Source organism: Amycolatopsis sp. NPDC000009, from assembly GCF_055563465.1.
This window is the reverse complement of record NZ_JBVHDI010000014.1, coordinates 46,339-70,934: the sequence shown is the minus strand read 5'-3', so window position 1 is coordinate 70,934 and position 24,596 is coordinate 46,339. Positions and strand designations below refer to the sequence as shown.

General features: G+C 69.4%; 24 protein-coding genes. 11 read left to right on the top strand and 13 right to left on the bottom strand.

Annotated elements, in window-relative coordinates:
• Positions 1 to 40 precede the first annotated feature (40 nt).
• Positions 41 to 1,975 carry an asparagine synthase (glutamine-hydrolyzing) gene (asnB, locus tag ACZ3HL_RS30260; protein ID WP_465534947.1) on the top strand — a complete coding sequence of 645 codons (1,935 nt, stop codon included), beginning with the start codon at positions 41 to 43 and terminating at the stop codon, positions 1,973 to 1,975.
• A 36-nt stretch (positions 1,976 to 2,011) separates the two neighbouring features.
• A complete protein-coding gene (locus tag ACZ3HL_RS30255) occupies positions 2,012 to 2,662 on the top strand; it encodes an alpha/beta fold hydrolase (protein ID WP_465534946.1) in 651 nt (216 codons plus the stop codon).
• Positions 2,663 to 2,721: 59 nt separating this feature from the next.
• On the opposite strand, the gene ACZ3HL_RS30250 is transcribed toward ACZ3HL_RS30255, so the two are convergent.
• Positions 2,722 to 3,711: a carbohydrate kinase family protein gene (locus tag ACZ3HL_RS30250; protein ID WP_465418936.1), complete on the bottom strand. Its 990-nt coding sequence runs from the start codon at positions 3,709 to 3,711 to the stop codon at positions 2,722 to 2,724.
• A 141-nt stretch (positions 3,712 to 3,852) separates the two neighbouring features.
• Here ACZ3HL_RS30250 and ACZ3HL_RS30245 point away from each other — a divergent pair, with 141 nt between their 5' ends.
• Entirely contained in the window at positions 3,853 to 4,041 is a 189-nt protein-coding gene (locus tag ACZ3HL_RS30245; protein WP_126733786.1) for a hypothetical protein, read from the top strand.
• A gap of 72 nt (positions 4,042 to 4,113) precedes the next feature.
• Here ACZ3HL_RS30245 and ACZ3HL_RS30240 read toward each other — a convergent pair whose 3' ends face one another.
• The gene (locus ACZ3HL_RS30240) at positions 4,114 to 4,491 is read right to left on the bottom strand and encodes a HesB/IscA family protein (protein WP_005164197.1); all 378 of its coding nucleotides are present in this window, start codon (positions 4,489 to 4,491) and stop codon (positions 4,114 to 4,116) included.
• A 143-nt stretch (positions 4,492 to 4,634) separates the two neighbouring features.
• On the opposite strand from ACZ3HL_RS30240, the gene ACZ3HL_RS30235 reads away from it, so the two are divergent.
• Together ACZ3HL_RS30235 and ACZ3HL_RS30230 are read left to right on the top strand one after the other, a co-directional pair.
• On the top strand, positions 4,635 to 5,291 hold the full coding sequence (locus ACZ3HL_RS30235) for a DUF3043 domain-containing protein (protein ID WP_465418939.1): 657 nt from the start codon (positions 4,635 to 4,637) through the stop codon (positions 5,289 to 5,291).
• 55 nt (positions 5,292 to 5,346) lie between these two features.
• The gene (locus ACZ3HL_RS30230; RefSeq protein WP_465534945.1) at positions 5,347 to 6,336 is read left to right on the top strand and encodes an aldo/keto reductase family protein; all 990 of its coding nucleotides are present in this window, start codon (positions 5,347 to 5,349) and stop codon (positions 6,334 to 6,336) included.
• 79 nt (positions 6,337 to 6,415) lie between these two features.
• Here the strand turns inward: ACZ3HL_RS30230 and ACZ3HL_RS30225 are convergent, their stop codons facing one another.
• From ACZ3HL_RS30225 to ACZ3HL_RS30215, 3 genes are read right to left on the bottom strand one after another with little or no spacing between them, the layout of a single operon-like run.
• Positions 6,416 to 6,643 carry a hypothetical protein gene (locus tag ACZ3HL_RS30225; RefSeq protein ID WP_034321469.1) on the bottom strand — a complete coding sequence of 76 codons (228 nt, stop codon included), beginning with the start codon at positions 6,641 to 6,643 and terminating at the stop codon, positions 6,416 to 6,418.
• The gene (locus ACZ3HL_RS30220; RefSeq protein ID WP_465534944.1) at positions 6,636 to 7,487 is read right to left on the bottom strand and encodes a phosphoribosylaminoimidazolesuccinocarboxamide synthase; all 852 of its coding nucleotides are present in this window, start codon (positions 7,485 to 7,487) and stop codon (positions 6,636 to 6,638) included. The genes ACZ3HL_RS30225 and ACZ3HL_RS30220 overlap by 8 nt, the downstream gene beginning before the upstream one ends.
• On the bottom strand, positions 7,484 to 8,233 hold the full coding sequence (locus ACZ3HL_RS30215; protein ID WP_465418946.1) for a GntR family transcriptional regulator: 750 nt from the start codon (positions 8,231 to 8,233) through the stop codon (positions 7,484 to 7,486). The genes ACZ3HL_RS30220 and ACZ3HL_RS30215 overlap by 4 nt, the downstream gene beginning before the upstream one ends.
• 170 nt (positions 8,234 to 8,403) lie before the next feature.
• Here ACZ3HL_RS30215 and ACZ3HL_RS30210 point away from each other — a divergent pair, with 170 nt between their 5' ends.
• On the top strand, positions 8,404 to 8,808 hold the full coding sequence (locus ACZ3HL_RS30210; RefSeq protein WP_465418948.1) for a hypothetical protein: 405 nt from the start codon (positions 8,404 to 8,406) through the stop codon (positions 8,806 to 8,808).
• Here ACZ3HL_RS30210 and ACZ3HL_RS30205 read toward each other — a convergent pair.
• On the bottom strand, positions 8,805 to 9,473 hold the full coding sequence (locus ACZ3HL_RS30205; RefSeq protein ID WP_465535032.1) for an IspD/TarI family cytidylyltransferase: 669 nt from the start codon (positions 9,471 to 9,473) through the stop codon (positions 8,805 to 8,807). The genes ACZ3HL_RS30210 and ACZ3HL_RS30205 overlap by 4 nt on opposite strands.
• A 93-nt stretch (positions 9,474 to 9,566) precedes the next feature.
• Here ACZ3HL_RS30205 and cobT point away from each other — a divergent pair, with 93 nt between their 5' ends.
• Positions 9,567 to 10,643, top strand: coding sequence for a nicotinate-nucleotide--dimethylbenzimidazole phosphoribosyltransferase (gene cobT, locus ACZ3HL_RS30200; protein ID WP_465534943.1), 1,077 nt, complete (start codon positions 9,567 to 9,569; stop codon positions 10,641 to 10,643).
• Positions 10,644 to 10,800: 157 nt separating this feature from the next.
• On the opposite strand, the gene ACZ3HL_RS30195 is transcribed toward cobT, so the two are convergent.
• Complete coding sequence (locus ACZ3HL_RS30195) at positions 10,801 to 11,904, bottom strand: branched-chain amino acid aminotransferase (protein WP_465534942.1); 1,104 nt, start codon at positions 11,902 to 11,904, stop codon at positions 10,801 to 10,803.
• A 117-nt stretch (positions 11,905 to 12,021) separates the two neighbouring features.
• On the opposite strand from ACZ3HL_RS30195, the gene ACZ3HL_RS30190 reads away from it, so the two are divergent.
• Complete coding sequence (locus ACZ3HL_RS30190) at positions 12,022 to 12,342, top strand: hypothetical protein (RefSeq protein ID WP_465418954.1); 321 nt, start codon at positions 12,022 to 12,024, stop codon at positions 12,340 to 12,342.
• Here the strand turns inward: ACZ3HL_RS30190 and ACZ3HL_RS30185 are convergent.
• Both ACZ3HL_RS30185 and ACZ3HL_RS30180 read right to left on the bottom strand, forming a co-directional pair.
• The gene (locus ACZ3HL_RS30185) at positions 12,339 to 12,965 is read right to left on the bottom strand and encodes a DUF402 domain-containing protein (RefSeq protein ID WP_465418957.1); all 627 of its coding nucleotides are present in this window, start codon (positions 12,963 to 12,965) and stop codon (positions 12,339 to 12,341) included. The genes ACZ3HL_RS30190 and ACZ3HL_RS30185 overlap by 4 nt on opposite strands.
• Positions 12,958 to 13,833: a hypothetical protein gene (locus ACZ3HL_RS30180; protein ID WP_465534941.1), complete on the bottom strand. Its 876-nt coding sequence runs from the start codon at positions 13,831 to 13,833 to the stop codon at positions 12,958 to 12,960. The genes ACZ3HL_RS30185 and ACZ3HL_RS30180 overlap by 8 nt, the downstream gene beginning before the upstream one ends.
• Before the next feature lie 111 nt (positions 13,834 to 13,944).
• On the opposite strand from ACZ3HL_RS30180, the gene ACZ3HL_RS30175 reads away from it, so the two are divergent.
• The 3 genes from ACZ3HL_RS30175 to ACZ3HL_RS30165 all read left to right on the top strand — a co-directional run bounded on the left by ACZ3HL_RS30175 (position 13,945) and on the right by ACZ3HL_RS30165 (position 18,423).
• The gene (locus tag ACZ3HL_RS30175; protein ID WP_465534940.1) at positions 13,945 to 15,447 is read left to right on the top strand and encodes a leucyl aminopeptidase; all 1,503 of its coding nucleotides are present in this window, start codon (positions 13,945 to 13,947) and stop codon (positions 15,445 to 15,447) included.
• A 369-nt stretch (positions 15,448 to 15,816) separates the two neighbouring features.
• A complete protein-coding gene (locus tag ACZ3HL_RS30170) occupies positions 15,817 to 16,950 on the top strand; it encodes a nucleotide disphospho-sugar-binding domain-containing protein (protein ID WP_465534939.1) in 1,134 nt (377 codons plus the stop codon).
• 39 nt (positions 16,951 to 16,989) lie between these two features.
• Positions 16,990 to 18,423 (top strand): cation:proton antiporter, encoded by a 1,434-nt coding sequence (locus ACZ3HL_RS30165; RefSeq protein ID WP_465534938.1) that lies wholly within the window; start codon positions 16,990 to 16,992, stop codon positions 18,421 to 18,423.
• Between the two features lie 138 nt (positions 18,424 to 18,561).
• On the opposite strand, the gene ACZ3HL_RS30160 is transcribed toward ACZ3HL_RS30165, so the two are convergent.
• From ACZ3HL_RS30160 to ACZ3HL_RS30145, 4 genes are all read right to left on the bottom strand, one after another.
• Positions 18,562 to 19,836, bottom strand: a complete 1,275-nt coding sequence (locus ACZ3HL_RS30160) for a class I SAM-dependent methyltransferase (RefSeq protein WP_465534937.1) — start codon at positions 19,834 to 19,836, stop codon at positions 18,562 to 18,564.
• 117 nt (positions 19,837 to 19,953) lie between these two features.
• Entirely contained in the window at positions 19,954 to 20,934 is a 981-nt protein-coding gene (locus tag ACZ3HL_RS30155; protein WP_465534936.1) for a DNA polymerase domain-containing protein, read from the bottom strand.
• A 19-nt stretch (positions 20,935 to 20,953) separates the two neighbouring features.
• Positions 20,954 to 23,239 carry an ATP-binding cassette domain-containing protein gene (locus tag ACZ3HL_RS30150; RefSeq protein ID WP_465534935.1) on the bottom strand — a complete coding sequence of 762 codons (2,286 nt, stop codon included), beginning with the start codon at positions 23,237 to 23,239 and terminating at the stop codon, positions 20,954 to 20,956.
• A 65-nt stretch (positions 23,240 to 23,304) separates the two neighbouring features.
• Positions 23,305 to 24,429, bottom strand: coding sequence for an ATP-dependent DNA ligase (locus ACZ3HL_RS30145; RefSeq protein ID WP_465534934.1), 1,125 nt, complete (start codon positions 24,427 to 24,429; stop codon positions 23,305 to 23,307).
• Positions 24,430 to 24,596 lie beyond the last annotated feature (167 nt).

The following is a 24,596-nucleotide window of genomic DNA, read 5'->3' as shown; positions in this document are numbered from 1 at the left end:
CTTCTCCCCGCTCGGCCAACAAGAGGTGTGTGAACTAGACGTGTGCGGCCTGCTTGGACTGATCTGTTCGACCGAAGCCGACGCTGCGAGCGCCCGTGACGCCGTCGACGCGGCCATGCGCTGCCAGCGGCACCGTGGCCCCGACGAGCACGACACCTGGGCCGACGCCGAGGTCGTCTACGGCTTCAACCGGCTGGCCTTCATCGACGTCGACCACGCCCACCAGCCGCTGATCTGGGGTCCGCCGGAGGCCCCCGAGCGCTACACGCTGAACTTCAACGGCGAGATCTACAACTACAAAGAGCTGCGCGACGAGCTGGCCGCCGGGCACGGTGCGAAATTCGCCACAGAGGGCGACGGCGAGGCGATCGTCGCGGCGTACCACTACCTCGGCGACGACGCGGTGAAGAAGCTGCGCGGGATGTTCGCCTTCATGATCTGGGACTCCCAGGAGAAGGTCGTCTTCGGCGCGCGCGACCCCTTCGGCATCAAGCCGCTGTTCTACTCCGCCGGCCCCGGCAAGGTCGCCTTCTCCAGCGAGAAGAAGAGCCTGCTGGAGCTCTCCGGCGTCCTCGGGGTCGAGGACGAGCTGGACAAGACGGCCCTGCAGCACTACCTGGTGCTGCAGTACGTGCCGGAACCCGAGTCGATGCACACCGGGGTCCGCCGCGTCGAGTCCGGCACATCGTTCCGGGTCGTCCCCGGCGGTGACGTCGAGTTCACCCGGTACTTCCACCCGCAGTTCAACGCGAAGCCGGTCAACAACCAGGCCGAGGCCGACGAGCTGTACGAACGCATCGCCGATGTGATGCGCGACTCGGTCGGCAAGCACATGATCTCCGACCCGGACGTCACGGTCGGCGCGTTCCTCTCCGGCGGCATCGACTCCACCGCGACCGCGACGCTGGCCAAGGAGCACAACCCGAACCTGATCGCGTTCACCACCGGGTTCGAGCGCGAGGGCTACTCCGAGGTCGACGTCGCCGCCGAATCGGCCGCCGCGATCGGCGTGAAGCACGTGGTCCGCACGGTGTCGGCGGACGAGATGATGGAGGCGCTGCCGCTCATCGTCTGGTACCTCGACGACCCGGTGGCCGACCCGGCGCTCGTGCCGCTGTGGTTCATCGCGCGCGAAGCCCGTAAGCACGTCAAGGCGGTGCTTTCCGGTGAAGGCGCCGACGAGCTCTTCTGCGGCTACACGATCTACAACGAGCCGATCTCCCTGGCGCCGTTCGAGAAGATCCCGGGCGGGATGCGGAAGATCATCGGCAAGGTCTCCACGAAGATCCCGGAGGGCACCCGCGGCAAGGACCTGCTGCGGCGTGGAGCCCTGCCGCTGGAAGACCGCTACTACGGCAACGCGCGCAACTTCCGCGACGACCAGCTCCGCAAGGTGCTGCGCACGTACGAGGACGGGATCGGCTTCAAGGACGTCACCGCGCCCTGGTACAAGATCTCCGAGAACTGGGACCCGGTCGCGCGGATGCAGCACGTCGACCTCTACACCTGGCTGCGCGGCGACATCCTGGTCAAGGCCGACAAGGTGACCATGGCGAACTCGCTGGAACTGCGCGTGCCGTTCCTCGACGCCGAGGTGTTCAAGGTCGCCTCGACCATCCCGCTCGACCAGAAGCTCGCGCACGGCACCACGAAGTACGCGCTGCGCCAGGCGCTGGCGAAGATCATCCCGGGACACGTGCTGAACCGGCGCAAGCTGGGCTTCCCGGTGCCGATCCGGCTGTGGCTGCGCAACGAGATGTACGACTGGGCCAAGGGCATCATCTCGGACTCGCAGACCGACGCGCTGCTCGACAAGAAGGCCGTCCTGGCGCTGCTCGAAGAGCACAAGGCCGGGCAGCTCGACCGCAGCCGTCAGCTGTGGGCGCTGCTGGTGTTCATGCTGTGGCACGGCATCTTCGTCGAGAACCGCATCAAGCCCGAGGTGCCGGAACCCGTCTACCCGGTGAAGCTCTAGTCACGACTCGTGCGGGCGGCCTTCACCGTGGATGCGGTGGAGGTCCTCGTGCACGGCACGACGCAGGGCCCGGCGGGCTGGGACCGCGTGGCCAAGCTGCTCACCGCCGCCGGGCATCGCGCGATCGCCGTGGACCTGCTGGCCCCGGCGGATCTGCCGATCGAGGGCTACGCGCAGCACGCGCGGGAACAGTACGGCGGAGGACGGCCGGTCGTCGTGGCCCATTCCGGGTCCGGAGTGCTGCTTCCCGCGATCGCCGAAGCGCTCGACGCGCGGGCGCTGGTGTGGGTCGCCGCCTACATCCCCGACTTCGCCGGCGGCCGGAGCCTGCGCGACGAGGCACCGGCCGTGCTCCGACCCGACTGGATCGGCGTGGACCCGACGGCCGATCCCGCGAAAGCGTCGGAATTCCTCTTCCACGACTGCGATCCCGAGACCGAACGGCCGGCGCTGGACAGCCTGCGGTCGTTCGACCCCGCGGTGCTCGCGACGCATCCCGCCGGGGCCGCGCCGGAGATCCCGTCGACGGTGATCGTCCCCACGCGGGACCGCACGCTCCGGCCGGAGTGGCTGCGGCGTGCCGCCCGGGAACGGCTCGGCGTCACGGCGATCGAGATCGACGCCGGGCACTGCCCGCAGCTGTCCCGGCCCGCCGAACTCGCCGCCATCCTGACCCACCGCGCGTGAAGGCCCCCTTCCCGCGGCTGAGCCGAGGGAAGGGGGCCTTCACGCGTTAGAAGTCCGGCTCATGCGGGCAGGATCGCCGCGATCTCCTCGGCGGACTCCGGCCCGAAGGCCTCCTTGAGGCGGCCCAGGACGTCGGCGCGGTCGAAGGACCACTCCTGCGTGCCCACGGTCTCCAGCACCAGCACGGCGATCAGCGAGCCCAGCTGCGCCGAACGCTCCAGGCCGAGCCCGCCGTCGATACCGGCGATGAACCCGGCGCGGAAACCGTCGCCGACGCCGGTCGGGTCGACCTTGCCGCGTTCCGGGACGGCGCCGATCTGCAGCGCGAGGCCGTCCTTGCCGACGATCTCGACGCCCTTCTCCCCGAGCGTCGTGATCCGCATGCCGACACGGTCGAGGACGTCGGCCTCGGACCAGCCGGTCTTCTGCAGCAGCAGTTCCCATTCGTAGTCGTTGCTGAACAGGTACTTCGCGCCCTCGACGAAGGCACGCACCTGCGCGCCGTCCATCCGGGCCAGCTGCTGCGAGGGGTCGACGGCGAAGGTGTAGCCGCGCTGGCGGCACTCCTCGGCGTGCCGGACCATGCCTTCGGGGTCGTCCGGGCTGATCAGCACGAGCGACAGGTCACCGGCGTGCGCGGCGATCGGCTCCAGTTCGATGTTGCGGGATTCCGCCATCGCGCCGGCGTAGAAGGTGGCGATCTGGCAGAGGTCCTCGTCGGTGGTGCAGACGAAGCGGGCGGTGTGCGCGACCTCGGAGACCAGCACGCCGGCGGTGTCGACGCCGTGCCGCTCGAGCCAGGACCGGTAGTCGGCGAAGTCCGAGCCCACCGCGCCGACCAGGATCGGGCGTTTGCCCAGCACACCGAGCCCGAACGCGATGTTCGCGCCGATCCCGCCCCGCCGGACGACGAGGTCATCGGCCAGGAAGCTCAGGGACACCCGGTGCAGCTGCTCGGCGATGAGCTGCTCGGCGAACCTGCCTGGGAAGTGCATGAGGTGGTCGGTTGCGATACTGCCGGATACCGCGATCCTGGCGTTGTCTGCCACCGGTTCTCCTTGGTCGGTCGGCCCCGCCGAGGCGAGGACGGCTAAGTTACCCGCAGGTCATGCCCCATACGGGTTGCTTCGGGCACGGCCATCGACACTACCGGTTGGTAGTGGTGTCCTACTCGAACACGAGTCATTAGCTTGTCGTTCGTGACCACTTCCACGTATCACCTCGAACCGGAATCGATCGGCGAACTCATCGCCGACTGTGCCGGCATCCCGGCGTCCCTCCAGGCCGAGAACCTGCCCCTGCCCCGGCAGATCGCTCCGCCCTGGACCGTGGACGAGCGATGCCTCGCCCAGGTGGCCGATCTGGACGCCTACGTCTGATCCCGTTCCGGGCATGAAGAAGGGCCGCGACCTGGGTGAGGTTCGCGGCCCTTCTTCATGCCTCGACGCGGATCAGTGGAAGCTGTCGCCGCAGGCGCAGCTTCCGGTCGCGTTGGGGTTGTCGATCGTGAAGCCCTGCTTCTCGATCGAGTCGACGAAGTCGATCACGGCGCTCGACACGTACGGCGCGCTCATCCGGTCGACGGCGACGCGGAGGCCGTCGAAGTCACGGAACAGGTCACCGTCGAGCGTGCGCTCGTCGAAGAACAGCTGGTAGCGCAGGCCCGCGCACCCACCGGGCTGGACGGCGATGCGCAGGTGCATGTCGTCGCGGCCCTCCTGCTCGAGCAGGGCCTTCGCCTTGACGGCGGCGGCGTCGGTCAACGTGACGCCGTGGGTCTCCTCGGCGGTTTCGGCCTGAGCTGCGGCTGCCTGCTCAGCGGTCGTCATGGTTCTCCCTCTGGTCGAACTCGCTGCGGGTACTCGTCTTGCACATGGTCCAACACGTCGGAGTCCCGATCTGTTCCCCACCATGGTGACATATCGCTCGGCCTGGTGCGTGGGACCGTGACGCCCGCGACTACCCTGGTGGGGTGAGGTTCCTGCGCCGTAGCACCACAGACTCCGCCACGACGGACACCGAGACCCCCGGCGACGAGGCCGTCGAGGTCCAGGCCAAGTCGTACACGCCCGGAAAGGGCAAGGCCACGCCCAAGCGGCGTGAGGCCGAGGCCAAGCGCCGCGGCCCGGTGGCGCCCCCGCCGACCACCATGCGGGAGGCGATGAAGCGCAACAAGGAGCTCCGGAAGTCCGCGAAGGCCGACCCGGAGTACAAGCTCAAGCAGCGCAACGCCGCCAAGGAACGCCGTGAGCGGATGATGGCGGGCGAGGACAAGTACCTGCTCCCCCGTGACCGCGGCCCGGTCAAGGCCTACATCCGTGACCTGGTCGACTCGCGGCGCAACCTGCTCGGCCTGTTCATGCCGCTGGCGATCCTGGTGTTCGTCGCGCTGATCCTGCCGTATCCCGAGGTCCAGCGGTACGCGACGCTCCTGTGCACCGTGATGCTGCTCGGCATGATCGTCGAGGGCTTCCTCAGCGGGCGCCGGATCGCGAAGATGGTCCGCCTGAAGTTCCCGAACGAGACGGTCAAGGGCACCTCCGTCGGCTGGTACTCGTTCATCCGCGCGAGCCAGATCCGCAAGCTGCGGGTCCCCAAGCCGCGCGTGAAGCCCGGCGACAAGGTCTGAGCAGGCGAAACCCGGGTCGTTAGCGTGGCTAACGGCCTGGGGTAGAGTCGCGCCCATGGAGTTTCGACGACTGGGCCGCAGCGGCCTCAATGTCAGTGAGATCTCGTACGGCAACTGGCTCACCCACGGGTCCCAGGTGGAAGAGGACCAGGCCCAGGCCTGCATCAAGGCGGCGCTCGACGTGGGCATCACCACGTTCGACACGGCTGATGTCTACGCGAACACGGCCGCCGAATCGGTACTCGGCCGCGGTCTGAAGGGCCTGCGCCGCGAAAGCCTGGAGATCTTCACCAAGGTCTACTGGCCGACCGGCCCCAAGGGCCCGAACGACCAGGGCCTCGGCCGCAAGCACATCATGGAGTCGGCGAACGCTTCGCTGAAGCGGCTCGGCACCGACTACGTCGACCTCTACCAGGCGCACCGGTTCGACCGGACCGTCCCGCTCGAAGAGACGTTCCTCGCCTTCGCCGACCTCGTCCGCCAGGGCAAGGTGCTCTACGTCGGCGTCTCCGAGTGGACCGCCGAGCAGATCACCCAGGGCGCGGCGATCGCGCGCGAGCTCAAGGTGCCCCTCATCTCGAACCAGCCGCAGTACAACGCGCTCTGGCGGGTCATCGAGGCGCAGGTCGTCCCGGCCTCCGAACGCGAGGGCATGAGCCAGATCGTCTGGTCGCCGATCGCGCAGGGCGTGCTCACCGGCAAGTACAAGCCCGGTCAGCCGCTGCCCGAGGGCTCCCGCGCGACCGATGAGAAGGGCGGCGCCAACATGGTCGCCCGCTTCCTCAACGACGACGTCCTCGAGCGCGTCCAGCGGCTCCAGCCGATCGCGGACAAGGCGGGCCTCACGATGGCCCAGCTGTCCGTGGCGTGGGTGCTGCAGAACCCGAACGTCGCCTCGGCGATCATCGGCGCCTCGCGGCCGGAGCAGGTGCACGAGAACGTGAAGGCGGCAGGCGTGAAGCTGGACGCGGATCTGCTCGCCGCGATCGACGAGGCCCTCGACGGCGTCACCGAGACCGACCCCACCCTGACCCGCTCCCCCTGATCCCCCGGAACGCAGTCAGTCGGCTAAATGCGGACGCTTTTCCCGCATTTAGCCGACTAACTGCGACGGTCGTCGTGCGTCAGTCGCCGTGCACGCGCGAGTGGTAAGCGATCTGGCCGTCGAGGTCGAGGGCGTCACCGGGGGCGCGCAAGGGATCGATGCCCAAGCCCCGCAGCAACCTGCTCGCGCCGGCGACCCGGTCGCCGGTCCGGCCGTCGAGCCGCTCCGGCCGGTGGCCCCGCTGGATCAGCAGGCCCTCGACGTCGTCGATCAACCGGTACGGGTCGTAGACCTGCTGTTCAGGCATGACCACCACCGGGAATCCAGGTCTTCCCGGTGATCCTTTCGTAGACCTCGGTGTAGCGCTCGCGGGTCGCCTCGACGATCTCGTCCGGGATGGCGGGGCCGGGCGGCGTCTTGTCCCAGCCGGTCGTCGTGGACCAGTCGCGGACGAACTGCTTGTCGAACGCGTGCTGCGTACGGCCGGGCTCGTACTCGTCGGCGGGCCAGAACCGCGACGAGTCCGACGTGAGCACCTCGTCCCCGAGCGTCAGCACACCGTCGGCGTCGAAACCGAATTCGATCTTGGTGTCGGCGATGATGATGCCGTTCTTCGCCGCGTGCTCCGCCCCCCTGGTATAGACCTCGAGCGTCAGCTCGCGGAGGCGGTCCGCGGTCTCCTGGCCGATCTCGTTCACGACGTCGGCGAAGGTCATGAACTCGTCGTGGCCGGTGTCGGAGATCTTCGTGGTGGGCGTGAAGATCGGCTCCGGCAGCTTGTCCGCCTCGACGAGACCGGCGGGCAGTTCGACGCCGGAAACCTTGCCGTCGCGCCGGTATTCACGCATTCCGAGACCGGTGAGATAACCGCGCGCGATGCACTCGACCTGGATCATCTTCAGCGGCTTGCACCGCATGGCGCGGCCGGCGAATTCGGCGGGGACGTCCGTCGTGGAGAGGACGTGGTTCGGCACCACGTCGGCCATCTTTTCGAACCACCAGGCGGAAAGCTGGTTCAGCAGCGCACCCTTGTCCGGGATCGGGGTCGGCAGCGAGACGTCGTAGACCGAAACGCGATCCGAGGCGACGAGCAGAATGTCGCCGTCGATTTCGTAAAGGTCCCGGACCTTACCCGCGTGAATGTGCTTCATGCCCCGTCCTCGATGTCGTATTCGTAGAAAATCCAGTGGTCCGGCAAGGCCGCCGATTCGCCGTACTCGAGTACGTCGCCCTCGGCGGACATGAACCTGTTGCGACTCAACAGAATCGCCGAACCTTCGGCCACGCCGAGTTCCGCCGCGTCCTCGGCACCCGCCAGCCCCGCGGCGTGCTGAGAATGAGTCGAGGTCAGAACCCGGCCTGTCCGGTCCGCCACATACTTGACCGTTCCTTCGACGATCCGCACCGGTTCGAAGAGCAACGGAGCCTTCGACGCGACAGCGCCGTCGAACCACGAGACCGACGTCGACACCGGCCGGCCTTCGCTCGCGTACGTGGTCCTGCGCCGCCGGATCACCGGAGCGCCTTCATCGATTCCGAGCGCGCCCGCCACCCTGTCCGGCGCCGGCAGGAGGCCGGCTTCACGGATTTTCGCGTAGTGGCCCGGCGGATAGACCTTGCCGGTTCGCGCGATCGAGATCGTCCGATCGTGCGCGGACCGGTGCAGTGTCCTGGTCTGCACCACTGTGCCGACCCCGCGTACCGCGCGGACCAGACCTTCGGCGCGGAGCGTCGAGAGCACCTTCATGGCCGTCGCCATCGCGACGTTCCAGTTCCTGGCTATCTCACGCGCGGACGGAACCGCGTCGCCTTCCTTGAGCCTGCCCGAAACGATGTCGTCGCGAATGGTGCCCGCGATCTGGAGATACGGCGGTTCGGGTCGATCGACGGCGGGCAAGGTGACTCCTCACAAGGTCGCGCGGTGCGCACAAGCGTTCTAGCACACCAATGGGCGAGCACCAAGGATCCTGCTCACACCCCATTATTGCGTACTAGTACACATTCTGGACGGTGCTCTAGTACACCTGTTACTCTCCGAGAAGTTCCCGAAACCCGTTGGGGGGCTCGATGAACCATCTGAGCATCGACGAACTGCTCGAAGAGCTTCGAAGACGCAGGTGGGTCGTCTACATCTTCGGCCCCCGGGAGGAACCGGAGGTCTGCGCCGCGGTCTTCCAATGGGACACCTGCGCCGACGTCCTCGTCCTCCGCGGGGAGGAACGGGCGAGCGCCTTCCGCGTCACCACGGTCGCCGACACGGACGTCTTCCACCCGGCGCTCGTCTCGTGGCAGTACCACTCCACGGCCGACTGGACCCTGCGTGCCGTGCTCACCATCCCGGCGCCCGGCGAAGCCGCCGCGCCGATCCAGCTCCTGCAACCGCATCCGGACTGCGTGATCCCGATGGAGGCGCGAAGACCGGTCACCATCCTGCCCGCCATACCGGCCAAGGCCGACCAGGGAGATCCCTAACCTCGGCCGATCACCTGCTCGGCGACAACGAGGTCGTGCGGGTAGGTGATCTTGAGGTTCTCCGCGCTGCCCGGAACCCACCGCACCGGCAGCGCGGAGAACCTTTCCATGCACGAAGACGTGTCCGTGCCGACGAAACCTTCCCGCTCGGCCGTTTCGTAGGCTTCGAGCAACGGTGCGGCGCGGAAACCCTGCGGTGTCTGCACTCTGATCGCCCCGGGCAGCGCACCGGAAACCGTGTCGCCGTCGACACGCACGATGTCGTCGGCCGCGACGCCGGGCACCGCTCCCCCGTGGCGCTGGGTGGCGGCGAGGACGTCCTCGATCAGTTCCGGTGTGACGAGCGGACGGGCCGCGTCGTGCAGCAGTACCGCGTCGATCTCGCCGCTCTCGATGCGGGAAGCCAAGTGGCGCAAGGCGTTCAGCTCCGAGCCCTGGCGCGTCGCGCCGCCGTGGACGAGTTCGACCTCGCCCGGATGCGCGGCGAGCACCTCCCGCGCGAGTTCGGTGTCCTGCGGCCGGATGACCAGCACGAGCACGTCGATGCCGGGCACGCGGGCGAAGGCGGCGAGCGACCACGCGACGACCCGTTCGCCCGCCACCGGCAGGTAGACCTTGTTGAGTGCGGCGCCGACCCGGGTGCCCGCGCCGCTCGCGAGCACCACCCCGGCGGCCTTCGTCTGAGCCACAGGCAACTCTTGCACAGGCGGGTGGGTAGGTTGGGTCCGGCCACCGAAGCGATCCGAAGGGGCAGGGCGTTGGACGACGAAATCCTCGAGTTCGCCGAAGTCGAGCAGCCTGATGAACACGCGCGCTCGGCGGCGATCGCCCTGCACTCGAAACTGATCAAACCGGCCGGTTCGCTGGGCAGGCTCGAAGAACTGGGCGTCTGGGTCGCGGCCTGCCAAGGCCAGTCGCCGCCACGGCCGTTCACGCGGCCACGGGTCGTGGTGTTCGCCGGAGACCACGGCATCGCCGCGAAGGGTGTCTCGGCCTATCCGGGTGAGGTCACCGCGCAACTCGTCGGCAGCATGCTGACCGGCGGCGCGGCCATCAACGTCCTGGCGGCCTCGGCGGGCGCGAGCGTCCGGGTCGTCGACATGGCCGTCGACAGCGACGCCCCCGCGACCCGGTCGATCGGCGAGTTCAAGGTGCGGCGCGGCTCCGGCTCGATCGACGTCGAGGACGCGCTGACCGACGAGGAGGCGCGTGCCGCCGTCCGCGCGGGCCGGGCGATCGCCGACGCCGAGGTCGACGGCGGGGCCGACCTGCTCATCGCGGGCGACCTCGGGATCGGCAACAGCACGCCCGCCTCGGTGCTGGTCGCGGCGCTGACCGGCAGCGAGCCGGTGGCCGTCGTCGGCCGCGGTTCCGGGATCGACGACAACGCCTGGATGCGCAAGGCCGCGGCGGTCCGGGACGCGCTGCGGCGCGCGCGGACCGTGCTGGCCGACCCGGTCGCCCTGCTGCGCACCGCCGGGGGCGCCGACATCGCCGCGATGGCGGGTTTCCTCGCGCAGGCGTCGCTCCGGAAGACGCCGGTGATCCTCGACGGACTGGTCGCCTCCGCGGCCGCGCTGGTCGCCGAGGAACTCGTCCCCGGCGCGCGCCAGTGGTGGGCGGCGGGCCAGCGTGGCGGCGAACCCGCGCACGCGCTGGCGCTGGAGCACCTCGATCTGGACCCGATCCTGGACCTGGACGTGCGCCTCGGCGAGGGGACCGGCGCGGTCGCGGCGCTGCCGCTGGTGTTCATGGCGACGCGGGTGCTGGCGGAGATGGCCACGCACGAGCAGGCCGGGGTGAGCGAGCCGCTGATCGAGGCTCCCCCTGCCTGACGCCCCCGCCGACTTCCGCATTCAGTCCTCTAAATGCGGAAGTCCGTGAAGGCCTCCTTGAGGGACTTGAATCAGCGCTGCGGCGCGAAGCGCCTCCGTTGAGGGTGGTGGCGGGGGCATGGATGGACCCTCAAGGAGGCCTTCACGGACTTGGGCGTCAGCCCAGCGGGTACATCCAGCCTTCCGGGGCGGGCCGGGTGCCCTCCTGGATCCCGGTCAGCGCGCCGCGCAGCTTCATCGTCAGCTCGCCGGGCTGCCCGCCTGCGACGGAGAATTCGCCACCCGCGTGCTTCACGTGCCCGACCGGCGTGATGACCGCCGCGGTCCCGCAGGCGAACACCTCGGTGAGTTCGCCCGAAGCCGCCGCCTTCTCCCACTCGTCGGTGGAGATACGCCGCTCCTCGACCCGGTGGCCGAACGACTTCGCCAGCTCCAGCAGCGATTTGCGGGTCACGCCCGGCAGCAGCGAGCCGGTCAGTTCCGGGGTCACGACGCGGGCCTCGTCACCGGAGCCGAAGACGAAGAACAGGTTCATCCCGCCCATCTCCTCGACCCAGCGCCGCTCGACCGCGTCGAGCCACACGACCTGGTCGCAGCCCTTCTCCACGGCCTGCGCCTGCGCGACGAAGGACGCCGCGTAGTTGCCGGCGCACTTCGCCTCGCCGGTACCACCGGGGACGGCGCGCACGTACTCGGTCGAGAGCCACACGCTCACCGGCTTCACGCCGCCCGAGAAGTACGAGCCGGCGGGCGAGCCGATCAGCGCGTAGAGGTACTCGTTCGCGGGCCGGTTGACGCCGAGCCCGGCTTCGGTGGAGATCATGAACGGCCGCAGGTACAGCGACTCGCCCGGCTTCGTCGGGACCCAGCGGGCGTCGACCGCGATGAGCTCGCGGATCGAGTCGAGGAAGGTCTCCACCGGCAGCTGCGGCATGGCGAGTCGCTCGGCCGAGTTGCGGAACCGGATCGCGTTCGCGTCGGGGCGGAACGCCGCGATCGTGCCGCCGGGCTGGCGGTAGGCTTTCAGGCCTTCGAAGATCGCCTGGCCGTAGTGCAGCACGGAGGTCGCCGGGTCGAGCGTGAGTGGCGCGTACGGCCCGACCGTGGCGTCGTGCCAGCCCTGCTCGGCGCTCCATTTCACGGTCACCATGTGGTCGGTGAAGTGCAGGCCGAAGCCGGGTGCGGCCAATACGTCCGCGACGCGTTCCGGGCTCGCGGGGCTCGGGTGCGGGAGGTGGGTGAACTGCGTCGAGGTCGTCATGGCTAAGACGATAACGCTTGGTCGGACCCACGTTAGTCGGACGTCCGCATATCTTTACCTCCCTCGATCCGTCCGTCACGACGAACACGGGAGGGTCCTCGCCCCTAGGATGGCGGTGTGACGTACAACCAGATGCAGCCCGCCCACCCGGCCCACCCGGCCAAGTCCGCCACCCCCGGCGCGGGGGCCGACGTCAAGACCTTCGTGACGGCCGTGCTGCTCACCTTCGGCACCGGCGTGCTGATGATGGACGGCTGGGCCCTGCTCGACAGCGGCTTCGGCGCGTTCCTCGGCCTGATCGCCGGCGGTTTCGGCGTCTTCTGGTGGAAGAGCATCCACGGCAAGGTGTTCCCGCGCGAGCTGTCCACCAAGTCGGTGGTCATCCTCACGGTGATCAACGTCGTGCTGGTGCTGTTCCTGCTCCTCCAGGTGAGCTAGAGCAACCCCTCGGGGAGGCCGGGCGCCGGCCAGCCCGGGTCGGGCCGGAAGTCGGTCCACGTCCCGTCGAAGGGGAACCGGCCGGCGTCCGCGAGCGCCCCGATCCGCTCGCCCTCGGCGCGCAGCCGCTCCAGCTGACCGGCGGTGATGCGGCCGGCGAGGACGGCCTCCTCCGCCTCGTCCTCGTCCTTCCACCGCCAGCGTCCGCCGGGCTCGACGGCGACGTCGAGGATGCCGTCGATGCGGTCCGGTCCCGACGGCGTGCGCCCCAACGGGACCTCGAGGTTGACGTACCAGTTCAGGAAGCGGCCGCCGGAGTCGAAGAACCACCAGACCGACGACCATTCGTCGTCGGCGATACGGCGCAGCGTCGAGGTGTCGCGCCAGAAGTCGGCCACGCGCACCCTCGGCACCCGGAACCGCTCCTGAAGCGGCGCCTCGCGGAAGAGCCGCCCGTCGGCGAGCCTGCTGCCGACGATCGGGGTGTCCGCGGGCAGCCAGCCGAGCAGCACGGTGCCGTCGTCGGAGATGACGCGCAGCGGGTGGTGCTGACCGATCGAGCCGTCCGGTCGCAGGAAGCGTTCGACGACCGTGTCGCCCGGGGTCCAGTGAGGATCACGCACGCCTTGAACGGTACCGACGGGCGCGGACCCGCAGAACCAGTTCGGCGAGCGTTCCCACTCCCGCGAGCCCGAGGGCCACGACCGGCCCAGCGAAGGCCGCGGCCACGGCCACGATCAGTCCACAAGCGAGTGTCGCCTTCGGACGTTCCGGGGAAAGCCGCTCGCGGCCGTCGGTGAAGGCGTCCACCGCGACGGGAACGGTCGCCACGGCGACCACGACGGTCAGCACCGGCAGCAACGAGACCGCGTCCGCCGCGGCGAGGAGCTCACGGAACGACGTCGCCGAAAGCCCCAGCCGGATCGGTCCCAGCTGATAGAGCGCGACGGCGGTGATCGCGACGGCCACGACGCCCACCGCGGCGGCCCGGCCCGCGCCGGGACGGCGGGGCGAAAGGAACGGCAGCAGCACCAGCACGGCGAGGCCCAGTCCGGGCACGGACGGCGGGTCCGGCGCGATGAACTGCGCCAGCGGCGGGATCCCGACGCAGATGGCGATCAGCGACGCGGCCGCGACGAGCAGCAGACCGGTGACCCAGCGGGCGGCGTAGTCGCCGAGGCGGACACTGGCCAGGTCGGCGATGGTCACCACGACGGCGAACACCGCGGCGGCGGCTCCCGGCGCGGACGGGAAGAGGTACTGGCCGAACGTCGTCGCGAAGACCAGGACCAGGCCCAGGCGCGAAACGGAGCCCGCGATCCGGTCGAGCCGGGTGTCGCCCACCGGCGGCAGCAGCGCCTCCGCCGCGACGGCGAGCACGGCCGCGACCACGGCGGCGGCGAGTACCCAGTAATCCGCTCCGGAGGTGCCCACCGCCAGTGCGATGAGCAGACCGCCAGCCAGCCGCATGCCGTCTCCCGTCCAGTACATCCAGTTACCTGGTCGGCCCCGCTGTTACCCCAGGTCCCGCTGTCATTAGCATGGCTCACGATCCAACCGGGCGGCCGCCCGGTACCACCGCGAACGCGCGAGGAGCCAGAAGTGACCGTGCCGAAGCTTGCCCTGACCGAGAACGCCGAAGCGGCGCTTGCCAAGACGCGCGCCGACGTCGTCGTCATCGGAACCCTGCAGGGCGAGGACGGCCTGGCGCTCGCCGCCGGCTCCTCCGTCGCCGACACCGCCTTCGACGGCAAGCTCGCCGACGTCCTCGGCACCCTCGGCGCGTCCGGCAAGGCCGACGAGATCGTCAAGGTACCGACGCTGGGCAAGCTGTCCGCCGGTGTCGTGCTGGCCGTCGGCCTCGGCAAGGCGGGCGCGGACGGCGTCACCGCCGAGCAGGTCCGCCGGGGCGCCGGTGCCGCCGCGCGGGCGCTGAGCGGGACCGACCGCGCGTTCGTCACGCTGTCGGCGATCGACCTGCAGGCCGCCGTCGAGGGCACCGTGCTCGGCTCGTACAACTTCACCGAGTACCGCTCCGAGAAGGGTGACGGCCCGGTCGCCAAGGTCGACTTCGTGAGCCCCGAGGAGGGCACCGCGAAGGACCACAAGGCGACGCTGAAGGCCGCCGGCCTGATCGCCGAATCGGTCATCGTCGCCCGCGACCTGATCAACACCCCGCCGAACGACCTGTTCCCGGCCTCCTTCGCCGACCGCGCGAAGACGCTGGCCGAGGCGAACGGCCTCGACGTCGAGGTCCTCGACGAGAAGGCCCTCAAGCGCAAGGGCTTCGGCGGCATCCTCGGCGTCGGCGGCGGTTCGTCGCGTCAGCCGCGCCTGCTGCGCCTCGCCTACAAGCCCGCGAAGGCCTCGAAGAAGGTCGCGCTGGTCGGCAAGGGCATCACCTTCGACTCGGGCGGCATCTCGATCAAGCCCGCCGCGAACATGGACCACATGACCTCGGACATGTCGGGCGCGGCGGCCGTGCTCGCCTCCGTGGTGCTGGCCGCGAAGCTGAAGTACCCGCTCGAGGTCGTCGCGCACATCCCGCTGGCGGAGAACCTGCCCTCGGCCACCTCGTACCGGCCGGGCGACGTGCTCAGCATGTACGGCGGCAAGACCGTCGAGGTGCTCAACACCGACGCCGAAGGCCGCCTCGTGCTGGCGGACGCCATCGTGCGCGCGGGCGAGGAGAACCCCGACTACCTGATCGAGACCTCGACCCTGACCGGCGCGCAGGTCGTCGCGCTGGGCAACCGCACCGCGGGCGTCATGGGCTCGGACGAGTTCCGCGACCGCGTCGCCTCGATCGCGCAGGCCACCGGTGAGGGCGGCTGGGCCATGCCGCTGCCGGAGGAGCTGCGTGCCGACCTCGACTCGCGCCTCGCCGACCTGGCCAACGTCACCGGGCACCGCTGGGGCGGCATGCTCGCCGCGGGCATCTTCCTGCGCGAGTTCGTCACCGAGGGCCTGCCCTGGGCGCACATCGACATCGCGGGCCCGTCGTTCAACACCTCCGCTCCGTGGGGTTACACCGGCAAGGGCGGCACCGGCGTCCCGGTCCGCACCATCGCCGCGGTCCTCGCGGACATCGCCGCGAACGGCTGAGGCGGCCTGACAAGGTGTCGATCCCGGCCCGTCCGTGAAGGTCTCCTTGCAGGGACCTTCACGGACTGAGGTGAGCAAGAAACTTCGGTACCGATGGGGCCGGGCCTCGTGACCGATCGGACGACACGCGTGATCCGGCGGACGACACGCGTGACTGGACGGACGACACGACCGGGGTTCACCACGTGTCGTCCATCCGATCACGCGTGTCGTCCATCCAGTCACGCGAGAGCGCCATCCGTGCACCAGCAGTAGATGCGCAAGACGCGGTTGGGCCCAACGTCACTTACCGCTCACGACCACCCGCACCGGTCCGGGTCGCAACCCACAAGACGCGGGTGCCGGACCGCGAATGCGACCTTGATCGATGTGCGCATTGCCTTCACCGCGATCGGCCTGCCGGGACACTTCTATCCACTGGTGCCCCTCGCCTGGGCGTGCCGGGCGGCGGGACACGACGTCCTCATGGTCACCACGGACGGCTTCACCGCCGGGGCCGTCCGGTCCGGGCTGCCGGTCGCCTCGTGCGGTCAGTCGGCGGACTTCGTCGACCTGGTGACCCACGGCGGGGTACAGGACGAGGAGTACGCCAACGGGCGGGCGTTCGGCCGGATCGCCCGCCAGCGGCTCCCCCGTACCGAGCGGCTGTTCCGCGACTGGCGGCCCGACCTCGTGGTCAGCGAACGCGCCGAATTCGCCGGCCCGATCGCGGCGCACACCCTCGGCATCCCTCAGCTCGAGTTGCACTGGGGCCGCGCGGCGCTACCGCAGTACCGGATCGCCGCGGCCGACGAACTCCGGCCCACCCTCGCCGCTCGGGGACTGACCGGACTGCCCGCCCCGCGCGCCTCGCTCAACCCGTGGCCGCCCGGGCTGCGGCTGCCCTACGCCGACGGCCATCTCAGCGTGCGCCACGAGTCGTACAACGGTGACGCGCTCGTCCCCGGCTGGGCACTCGAACGCCGCACCAGGCCCCGGGTCTGCCTGACACTCGGCACCGTCGTCCCCCGCATCGGCGAGGACGTCGTGACGGCGTGGCATCCGGTCCTGCTCGCGCTGGCCGGACTGGACGTCGAACTCGTGGTCGCCGTCTCCGAAACCGTGGCGGCCCGCTGGCCCGCCCTGCCGGACGCCGTGCGGCACTTCGGCTGGCTGCCGCTGTCCCAGTCGCTCGGCGCCTGCGACGCGGTGATCCACCACGGCGGACAAGGCACCACGCTCACCGCGCTCGCCACCGGACGGCCACAGGTGATGCTTCCCGTCTTCGACGACCAGTTCGACAACACCGAAGCGGTGGTGCGGGCGGGTGCCGGGCTGCGGCTCTTGCCGGACGAGGTGACTCCCGCGTCCGTCGCCGCCCGCACCGCCGAGGTCCTCGCCCGGCCCGGATACGCGCGCGCCGCGGCGGACGTGGCCGCCGAGATCGCCGCCCAACCGTCCACAGCGGACACCGTGCGGATACTGGCGGACCTGGCGCGGGAGCCGCTCGGCCGAGCCGCCTGACCGGTCGCCCCGATGGCACACGATGAGGGAGTGATGGGTATGTCCGAGCCAACGTCCGAGCGCACGACCGCGCGATCACGGTACGGCCGTGCGATCGCCGTCTACGCCCTGCTGGTCGTCGCGCCGGTGCTGCTGGCGGTCGGGCTGCTCGTCGGCGGGGAGGACGAGGGCACTTCCGCGACCGCGGTGGAGACTGTCACCGGGCACCCTCTCGCGCACCTCCTGCTCGCGATCGCGGTCGTGGTGGCGGCCTGCAAACTCGCCGGGGCGCTCCTGCAGCGGATTGGCCAGCCGCCGGTCATCGGGGAGATCGCGGCGGGCATCCTGCTCGGCCCGTCCGCGCTCGGCGCCGCCTGGCCGGAAGGCGCGGCCGCGTTGTTCCCCGCTTCGGTGCTCCCGGAGCTGAACGCCCTCGCGCAGGTGGGGGTCGTGCTGTTCGTGTTCCTCACCGGCCTCGAACTCAACACCCGGCTGCTGCGCGGCAAAGGCCATCTCGCGGTGGTGGTCAGCCACGTCAGCATCGCGGTGCCCTTCCTGCTCGGCGTCGCGCTCGCGATCGTCGCCTACACGCGGTTCGCGCCGGAGGGCATCGGTTTCCTCGCGTTCGCGCTGTTCTTCGGTGTCTCGCTGAGCGTGACCGCGTTGCCGGTGCTGGTCCGGATCCTCCAGGACGTCGGGCTGTTCCGCACCGAGGTGGGGGTCGTCGCGCTGACCTGCGCGGTGGTGGACGACGTCACGGCGTGGACGCTGCTCGCGGTCGTCGTCGCCCTGGTGACGGCGTCTTCGCTGACCGGTGTCGTGGTGACGCTGGTGCTGGCGGCGGTGTTCATCGCGTTCCTGCTCCTGGTGGCCAGGCCGCTGCTGGAACGGCTCGCGCGGCGCACCTCCGAGAGCACCTTGCGCAAGCTGGCCCCGCTCGCGCTCGTCGGCGTGCTGCTGTGCGCGATGTCGACCGAATGGATCGGCGTGCACGCCATGTTCGGTGCCTTCATGTTCGGCCTCGTCTTCCCGCGCGACAACGTGGCCGAATCGTGGCTGCGCCAGAACACCGGCGGGCTGACCGCCGCCGTCCTGCTGCCGCTCTTCTTCGCCTACAGCGGTTTGCGGACCGACATCGGCCTGCTGGCCGACGGTGGGCTGTGGCTGTGGTGCGCCGCGATCGTGTTCGTGGCCGTGGTCGGCAAACTCGGCGGTGCCGCGATCGCGGCCCGCAGCGTCGGCGAGACCTGGAACCGGTCGCTGCAGATCGGCACCCTGATGAACTGCCGGGGCCTCACCGAACTCGTGGTGCTGAACGTCGGCCTCCAGCTCGGTGTCCTGTCCCCCACGCTGTTCACGATGCTGGTGCTGATGGCGCTCGTCTCGACCGCGATGGCCGCTCCGCTCGCGGCGTGGTTCGCGCGGCGGGAAGGGACGCTGGTGGAGGTGCCCCGGCAGCGGCGCTCGAGCCGGCTTCCCGTACCGCGCCCCTGACCGTAGGCGTAACTCGCGTGCTTGGAGCCGTAACTCGCGTGCTTGAAGGCGTAACTCGCGAGTTACGGCTCCAAGCACGCGAGTTACGGAAAGGACGATGCCCCGTCGCGGAAGCGACGGGGCATCGGCGGGTCCGGCTCAGGCCGCGGCGGCGTCCCGCCACCGGCTCGAAACCACGCGAGGCGACGGGATCGGGACCACGAACCGGCCGCCCGCGTCCAGGAACTCGTGCTCGTTCGCGATGATCTCGTCGGCGTAGTTCCACGCCAGCAGCAGGTAGTAGTCCGGAGGCGTGTCCTTGGCCTCCTCCGGCGAGCACACCGGGATGTGCGTCCCTGGGGTGAGCTTGCCCTGCTTGCCCTTGGTGGTGTCGGTGACGAACTCGATCTCCGCCGCGGTGAGCCCGCAGAACTGCAGCAGCGCGCAGCCCTTCGACGGCGCGCCGTAGCCCGCGACCCGCTTGCCCATGGCGACCAGGCCGCGCACGAAGTCGCGGATGTGGTCGATCACCGACGCGGTGTTCGCCGCGAACTCCAGGTACGGCCGGTCGCTGTGCAGCCCGAGCGCGCGCTCGTGCCCGAGGATCGCCCCGACGGTGTCCCGCGTGGCCACCGGGCTGTCCTGGGGCGTGGCGAAGACGATGATCGACCCGCCGTGCACCGGCGCCCGCTGGACGTCGACGAGCCGGAGACCGTGCGAGGAGAACAGCCTGTCCAAAGTGGACACCGAGTAGTACGAGAAGTGCTCGTGGAAGATCGTGTCGAACTGGTTCTCCGCCAGCAGATCCACCAGGTAGGGCACCTCGATGGCGAGGACGCCGTCGTCGGCGATCACCGACGTCACCCCGTCGAGGACGTCGTGCACGTCCGGGATGTGCGCGAAGCACTGCCTGCCCAGCACGAACTTCGCCTTGCCGTGCTCGGCCGCGACCCGCGCCGCCGATTCGCGGCCGAAGAACGCGGCACGCGACGGAACGCCGTTCTCGTTGGCGATCTCGATCAGGTTGCGCGCCGGGTCCACGCCGAACACCCGCAGCCCGCGGCGCTGGAAGTAGGTCAGCTGGGTGCCGATGTTGCTGCCCAGCTCGACGACCAGGTCGCCCTCGGTGAGGCCGGCGCGCTCGTGCGCCCAGTCGACGATCCGCTCCATGTGCCCGGCGATCAGCGCGGACTCCGAGGTCACGTAGACGTAGTCGCTGAACATCACGTCCGGCCGGACCTCGTGCCGGATCGACATCAGCCGGCAGTCCCGGCACACCACGACGTCCAACGGGAAGGCGGGTTCTTCGGGGAGCGGGTCCGCCGGCTCGAGGAAACCGTTCGCCAGGGGGTGCGAACCGAACGAATAGACCTCGAGCCAGTCATCGGCGCCACACACCCGACAGGTGTCGATTGTCCTGATGACGTCCTGCATCGTGCCTCCTGATGGAAGTGATCGTTCGCCTGCTGCTGCTGCGGGGTGACTGTCTCCAGATCCATGGTCGTCCGCGCACGCGAAGGCGGCGTCTCCTGACCTGCCGAGGAAAGCCGCTCAGCGCAGGTCGGGAAGGCCGTCGCGCTCGTCGCGCTCGGCCTGCTCCAGCAGCGGTGTCAGGTCGTGGCCGGCGTCGTCCAGCCACGCGTGCCGATCCCCCACGGCGGCGAAGCGGACGGGCATGGTGCGGATGTCGAAGTCGGCGGGTTCGGCATCGGCCAGCTCGTCCCAGGTCAGCGGGGCGGACACGAGGCCGCGTGCGGTGGGGCGCACCGAGTACGCCGAGCCGACCGTCGCGGCGACCTGGTTGTAGTCGAAGTACACCCGCGAACCGCGGTTCTTCTTGAACCACTCCATGGTGACCAGTTCGGGCCGGCGCCGGACGAGTTCCCGGCCCAGCGCGATCGCGGCCCGGCGGACGTCGGCGAACGACCACTTCGGCGCGATGGGCACCAGGACGTGCAGGCCGCCCTTGCCGGAGGTCTTGGGCCCGGCGGTCATCCCGTACTCCGCCAGCAGCGCACGCAGCTCCTGGGCCACCAGGACGATGTCGGCGAACGTGCGTCCAGGACCGGGGTCCAGGTCGATCTGGAGCCGGTCCGGGCGGCCGAGATCGCCTTCACGGACCGGCCACGTGTGGAACGTCAGCGTGCCGAGGCTCGCTCCCCACACCAGCACCGCCAGCTCGGTCGGGCAGACCTCGTCGAGGACGATGTCGTCGCTCACCGGGACGCGGACCGTCCGGACCCAGTCCGGTGCGCCCTTGGGGAGCCGCTTCTGGAAGAACGCCGAGCCGCGCGCGCCGTTCCATTCGGTGAGTTTGGATTCGGGCTGCACACCGCCCGGCCACCGTTCGAGGGTGGTCGGGCGGTGCAGCGTCGCGGCCAGCAGCCCGGCCCCGACCGCGATGAAGTACTCGATCAGTTCGAGCTTCGTCGCGCCGAGGTCCGGGAAATAGATCTTGTCCGGATTGGACACTCGGACGGCGCGTTCACCCTCGGGCGAACGCACCTGCAGCTGAAGGTACTTGGCCGCCATCTCCGAGTGCCGCCTCCGATCAGCCGCAGTGCCGCTTGAGGTGCTGTCCGGTCAGCGAGGTGCGGTGCTTCACCAGATCCGCGGGCTTGCCGGTGAAGACGATCTCGCCACCGGCGGTGCCGCCCTCCGGGCCGAGGTCGATGATCCAGTCGGCCTGGCGGATCACGTCGAGGTTGTGCTCGATCACGATGACCGTGTTGTTCTTTTCGACCAGCGTACCGAGAATCCCCATCAACGTGTCCACATCGGACAGGTGCAGGCCGGTGGTCGGCTCGTCGAGCACGAACACCGAACCCTCGCGATGCAGTTCGTTCGCCAGCTTGAGCCGCTGGCGCTCACCACCGGAGAGCGTGCTGAGCGACTGACCGAGGCTCAGATAGCCGAGGCCGACCTCGACCAGCGCCTTCAGCTTCGGCGCCAGCGCGGGCTCGGTGAAGAACTCGGCCGCTTCCGAGATCGGCATCTCCAGCACGTCGGCGATCGACTTTCCGCGCAGCTCGTGTTCGAGCACCGCGTCGGTGAACCGGCGGCCGCCGCAGCTCTCGCATTCGCTCGTCACCGGGTCCATGTACGCGAGCTCGGTGATGATGACCCCGCGGCCCTCGCACTCCTCGCAGGCGCCCTTGGAGTTGAAGCTGAACAGGCCTTCGGAAACCTTGCCCGCCTTGGCGAACAGCTTCCGGATGCCGTCCATCACCCCGATGAACGTCGCCGGCGTGGACCGCAGCGAGGCCGAAATCGGCTTCTGGTCCACGAAGATCGCGTCCGGGTACTCGGCGAGGAAGACCTGCTCGACGAGCGTCGACTTGCCGGAACCGGCGACACCGGTGACCACGGTGAGCACCCCGGCCGGGAACTCCACCGACACGTTCTTCAGGTTGTGCAGAGCGGCCTTCTTCACCGGGAGCTTGCCCGACGGCGTGCGCGGCGTCGTGTTGAGCTTCGTGGGCGCGCTCAGCGCCTTGCCGGTGGCCGTCGACGACTTGCGCAGCGCGGCGACCGTACCCTCGAAGACGACCTCGCCACCGTGCACGCCCGCGCCGGGACCGAGGTCCACGACGTGGTCGGCGATCGCGATGACGTCCGGGTCGTGCTCGACGACGAGGACGGTGTTCCCGCGGTCGCTCAACGCCTTCAGCAGCGCCGTGAGCCTGCCGACGTCGTGCGGGTGCAGGCCGGTGCTCGGCTCGTCGAAGATGTAGAGCATGCCGGTCAGGTCGCTGCCGAGGTGCCGGACCAGCTTCAGGCGCTGCGCCTCACCACCGGAGAGGGTGGAGGTCTGCCGGTCGAGGGTCAGGTAGCCGAGACCGATGGCGGCCATCCGCTCCAGGCCGACCCGCGCGTTGTCCGCGATGGCCTTCACCGTCGCGCCGGTGAGCTTCCCGAGCAGTTCGATCAGCTCGTCCACCTGCAGGGCGGCCCATTCGGCGATGTTCTTGCGCTGGATCTTGGTGGCCAGCGCGGCCGCGTTGAGCCGGGTGCCGCCGCAGGAGGCGCATTCGCCGTCGGTGACGAACTGCTTGACGGTCTCCCGCTTGCGCTCGCTCAGCGTGCTGATGTCGCGCTTGAGGTAGAGCCGGGTGAACCGGTCTTCGAGACCTTCGTAGTTCGTGGCGAAGGAGGTGTTCTTGGTCTTGACCGTGACCTTCCCGCCGGTGCCGTGCAGGAAGTCCTCCATCTCCTTCTTGGTGAACCGCTTGAGCGGCTTGTCCGGGTCGTACATCCCGGAGTTCGCCCAGATCTGGAAGTCCGGGCCACCGACCTTGTACTCGGGGAACAGCACCGCGCCGTCGTTGAGGGACTTCGAGGTGTCGAGCATCCGGTCGAGGTCGAGCCGCACGGATTTGCCGAGCCCGTCGCAGTCGGGGCACATTCCCTGCGGGTTGTTGAAGGAGTACTGCGAAGGCCGCCCGTGTTCGGGGTCGGCGTGCCGGGCGAACAGGGTGCGCAGCACGGGCAGGATGTCGGTGATGGTGCCGACCGTCGAGCGCGCGCTGCCACCGAGGGGTTTCTGGTCGACGAGCACCGGCGTGCCGAGACGCTCCACCGCGTCCACCGCGGGCCGCTCGTAGCGCGGCAGCTGATTGCGGATGAACCAGGGGAACGTGCTGTACAGCTGGCGCTGGGCCTCCACACCGATGGTGTCGAACACCACGGACGACTTGCCGGAGCCGGAGACACCGGTGAAGACCGTGATCTTCCCGGTCGGCACGGACAGGGTGACGTCCTTCAGGTTGTGGACACGTGCGCCCGATACGCGGATCTCGTCGACCGAGGACGAGTTCGTTCGTTTGGTGCCACTCACTATTATCCCCAATCCAGTTTCTAGTCGCCAGGCAACTATGCCGCGAACGGGGATTCGGGACTTCTCTATTCGTGCCGCATCGGACGATTCGCCCCGATCACCCGATCGAGATCGACCCGGACCGGCCTTTCCAACTGTGAGTAGCGGCAGGATTCCGGGTCGCGGTCCGGGCGCCAGCGGACGAACTGGACGGGGTGCCGGAACCGCACGCCTTCGAGATAGTCGTACCGGACCTCCACCACCCGTTCGGGCCGCAACGGCACGAAAGTCGGATCCTTCTCCCGGTTCCACCGGCTCGCGCCCTGGCCGAGCCGTTTGCGTTCCTCGATGGTGTCGGCCATCCAACCCCAGGGGTGCCGGTCGAAATCCGTGACGAGCGGCTGGAGTTCCTCGAACAACTCCTCGCGCCGCACCATGCTGAACGCGGCCGAGACCCCGACCGGGGCCAGGCCGTCGACGAGGGTCACCCACTGTTCGAAACCCGCCCAGGCGCCGATGTCGTCGTACAACCCCAGAAGCAGCGAACCGATCCGGTCCGGTCCCGATTTGTGCACCCGGTAGCCGGCGACGACGCAATCCGCGGTCCGCACGTGCTTGATCTTGGCCTGCACCCGTTTTCCGGGCAGATACGGCTGATTCGGATCTTTGGCGATGATGCCGTCGATACCGGCGCCTTCGAATTCGGCGAACCACCGGCGCGCCTGGTCGATGTCCCGCGTCGCCGGGGTCACGTGGACCGGCGGGCCCGCGTCGGCGAGCGCCTCCTCCAGCCGGGCGCGGCGGATTTCGAACGGTTCTTCACGGAGGTCGATGTCGCCGAGGGCGAGGAGATCGAACGCGACGAACGACACCGGTGTGTCCTCACTGAGCTGCTTCACGCGGCTCGCCGCCGGGTGGACCCGTTGCTGCAGCGCGAAAAAGTCCAACCCCTGACCGTCTTCGGCGAAGACGACCGCCTCGCCGTCGACCACGCAACGCTCGGGTAGCCGACGGCGCGCGGCCTCGACGAGATCGGGGAAATACCGGGTCATGGGCTTCTCGCCCCGGCTGCCGATCTCCACGTGGTCCCCGTCGCGGAACACGATCGTGCGGTAGCCGTCCCATTTGGGCTCGTAGAAGCAACCCTCGGGGATCGCGGTCAGCGGCCTCGCGAGCATCGGGGCGACCGGAGGTCCGAAGGGCAGTGCCATGGCGGCGATTCTGCCCCCGCGGTCCGCCTCCGGCCACTCCGGTCGTGCCCCACACAGACGGGTCGTGGAGGGGAGCCTACCGAAAATTATGGTATTTCACTAAGCCAAAAGCAACCCCCCCAACCGGGGACCCAACACACTTACAAGCCCCCCGACAAGAACCCGTA

Excerpts from the sequence above, each read along its gene's own strand:
- ACZ3HL_RS30240 (WP_005164197.1), bottom strand. The coding sequence starts at position 4,491 with ATGACGACCGCTGAGCAGGCAGCCGCAGCTCAGGCCGAAACCGCCGAG.
- ACZ3HL_RS30145 (WP_465534934.1), bottom strand. The coding sequence starts at position 24,429 with ATGGCACTGCCCTTCGGACCTCCGGTCGCCCCGATGCTCGCGAGGCCG.
- ACZ3HL_RS30180 (WP_465534941.1), bottom strand. The coding sequence starts at position 13,833 with ATGTACTGGACGGGAGACGGCATGCGGCTGGCTGGCGGTCTGCTCATC.
- ACZ3HL_RS30195 (WP_465534942.1), bottom strand. The coding sequence starts at position 11,904 with ATGACGACCTCGACGCAGTTCACCCACCTCCCGCACCCGAGCCCCGCG.
- ACZ3HL_RS30165 (WP_465534938.1), top strand. The coding sequence starts at position 16,990 with ATGTCCGAGCCAACGTCCGAGCGCACGACCGCGCGATCACGGTACGGC.
- ACZ3HL_RS30210 (WP_465418948.1), top strand. The coding sequence starts at position 8,404 with ATGAACCATCTGAGCATCGACGAACTGCTCGAAGAGCTTCGAAGACGC.
- ACZ3HL_RS30225 (WP_034321469.1), bottom strand. The coding sequence starts at position 6,643 with ATGCCTGAACAGCAGGTCTACGACCCGTACCGGTTGATCGACGACGTC.
- ACZ3HL_RS30155 (WP_465534936.1), bottom strand. The coding sequence starts at position 20,934 with ATGGCGGCCAAGTACCTTCAGCTGCAGGTGCGTTCGCCCGAGGGTGAA.
- ACZ3HL_RS30220 (WP_465534944.1), bottom strand. The coding sequence starts at position 7,487 with ATGAAGCACATTCACGCGGGTAAGGTCCGGGACCTTTACGAAATCGAC.
- ACZ3HL_RS30230 (WP_465534945.1), top strand. The coding sequence starts at position 5,347 with ATGGAGTTTCGACGACTGGGCCGCAGCGGCCTCAATGTCAGTGAGATC.
- ACZ3HL_RS30160 (WP_465534937.1), bottom strand. The coding sequence starts at position 19,836 with ATGCAGGACGTCATCAGGACAATCGACACCTGTCGGGTGTGTGGCGCC.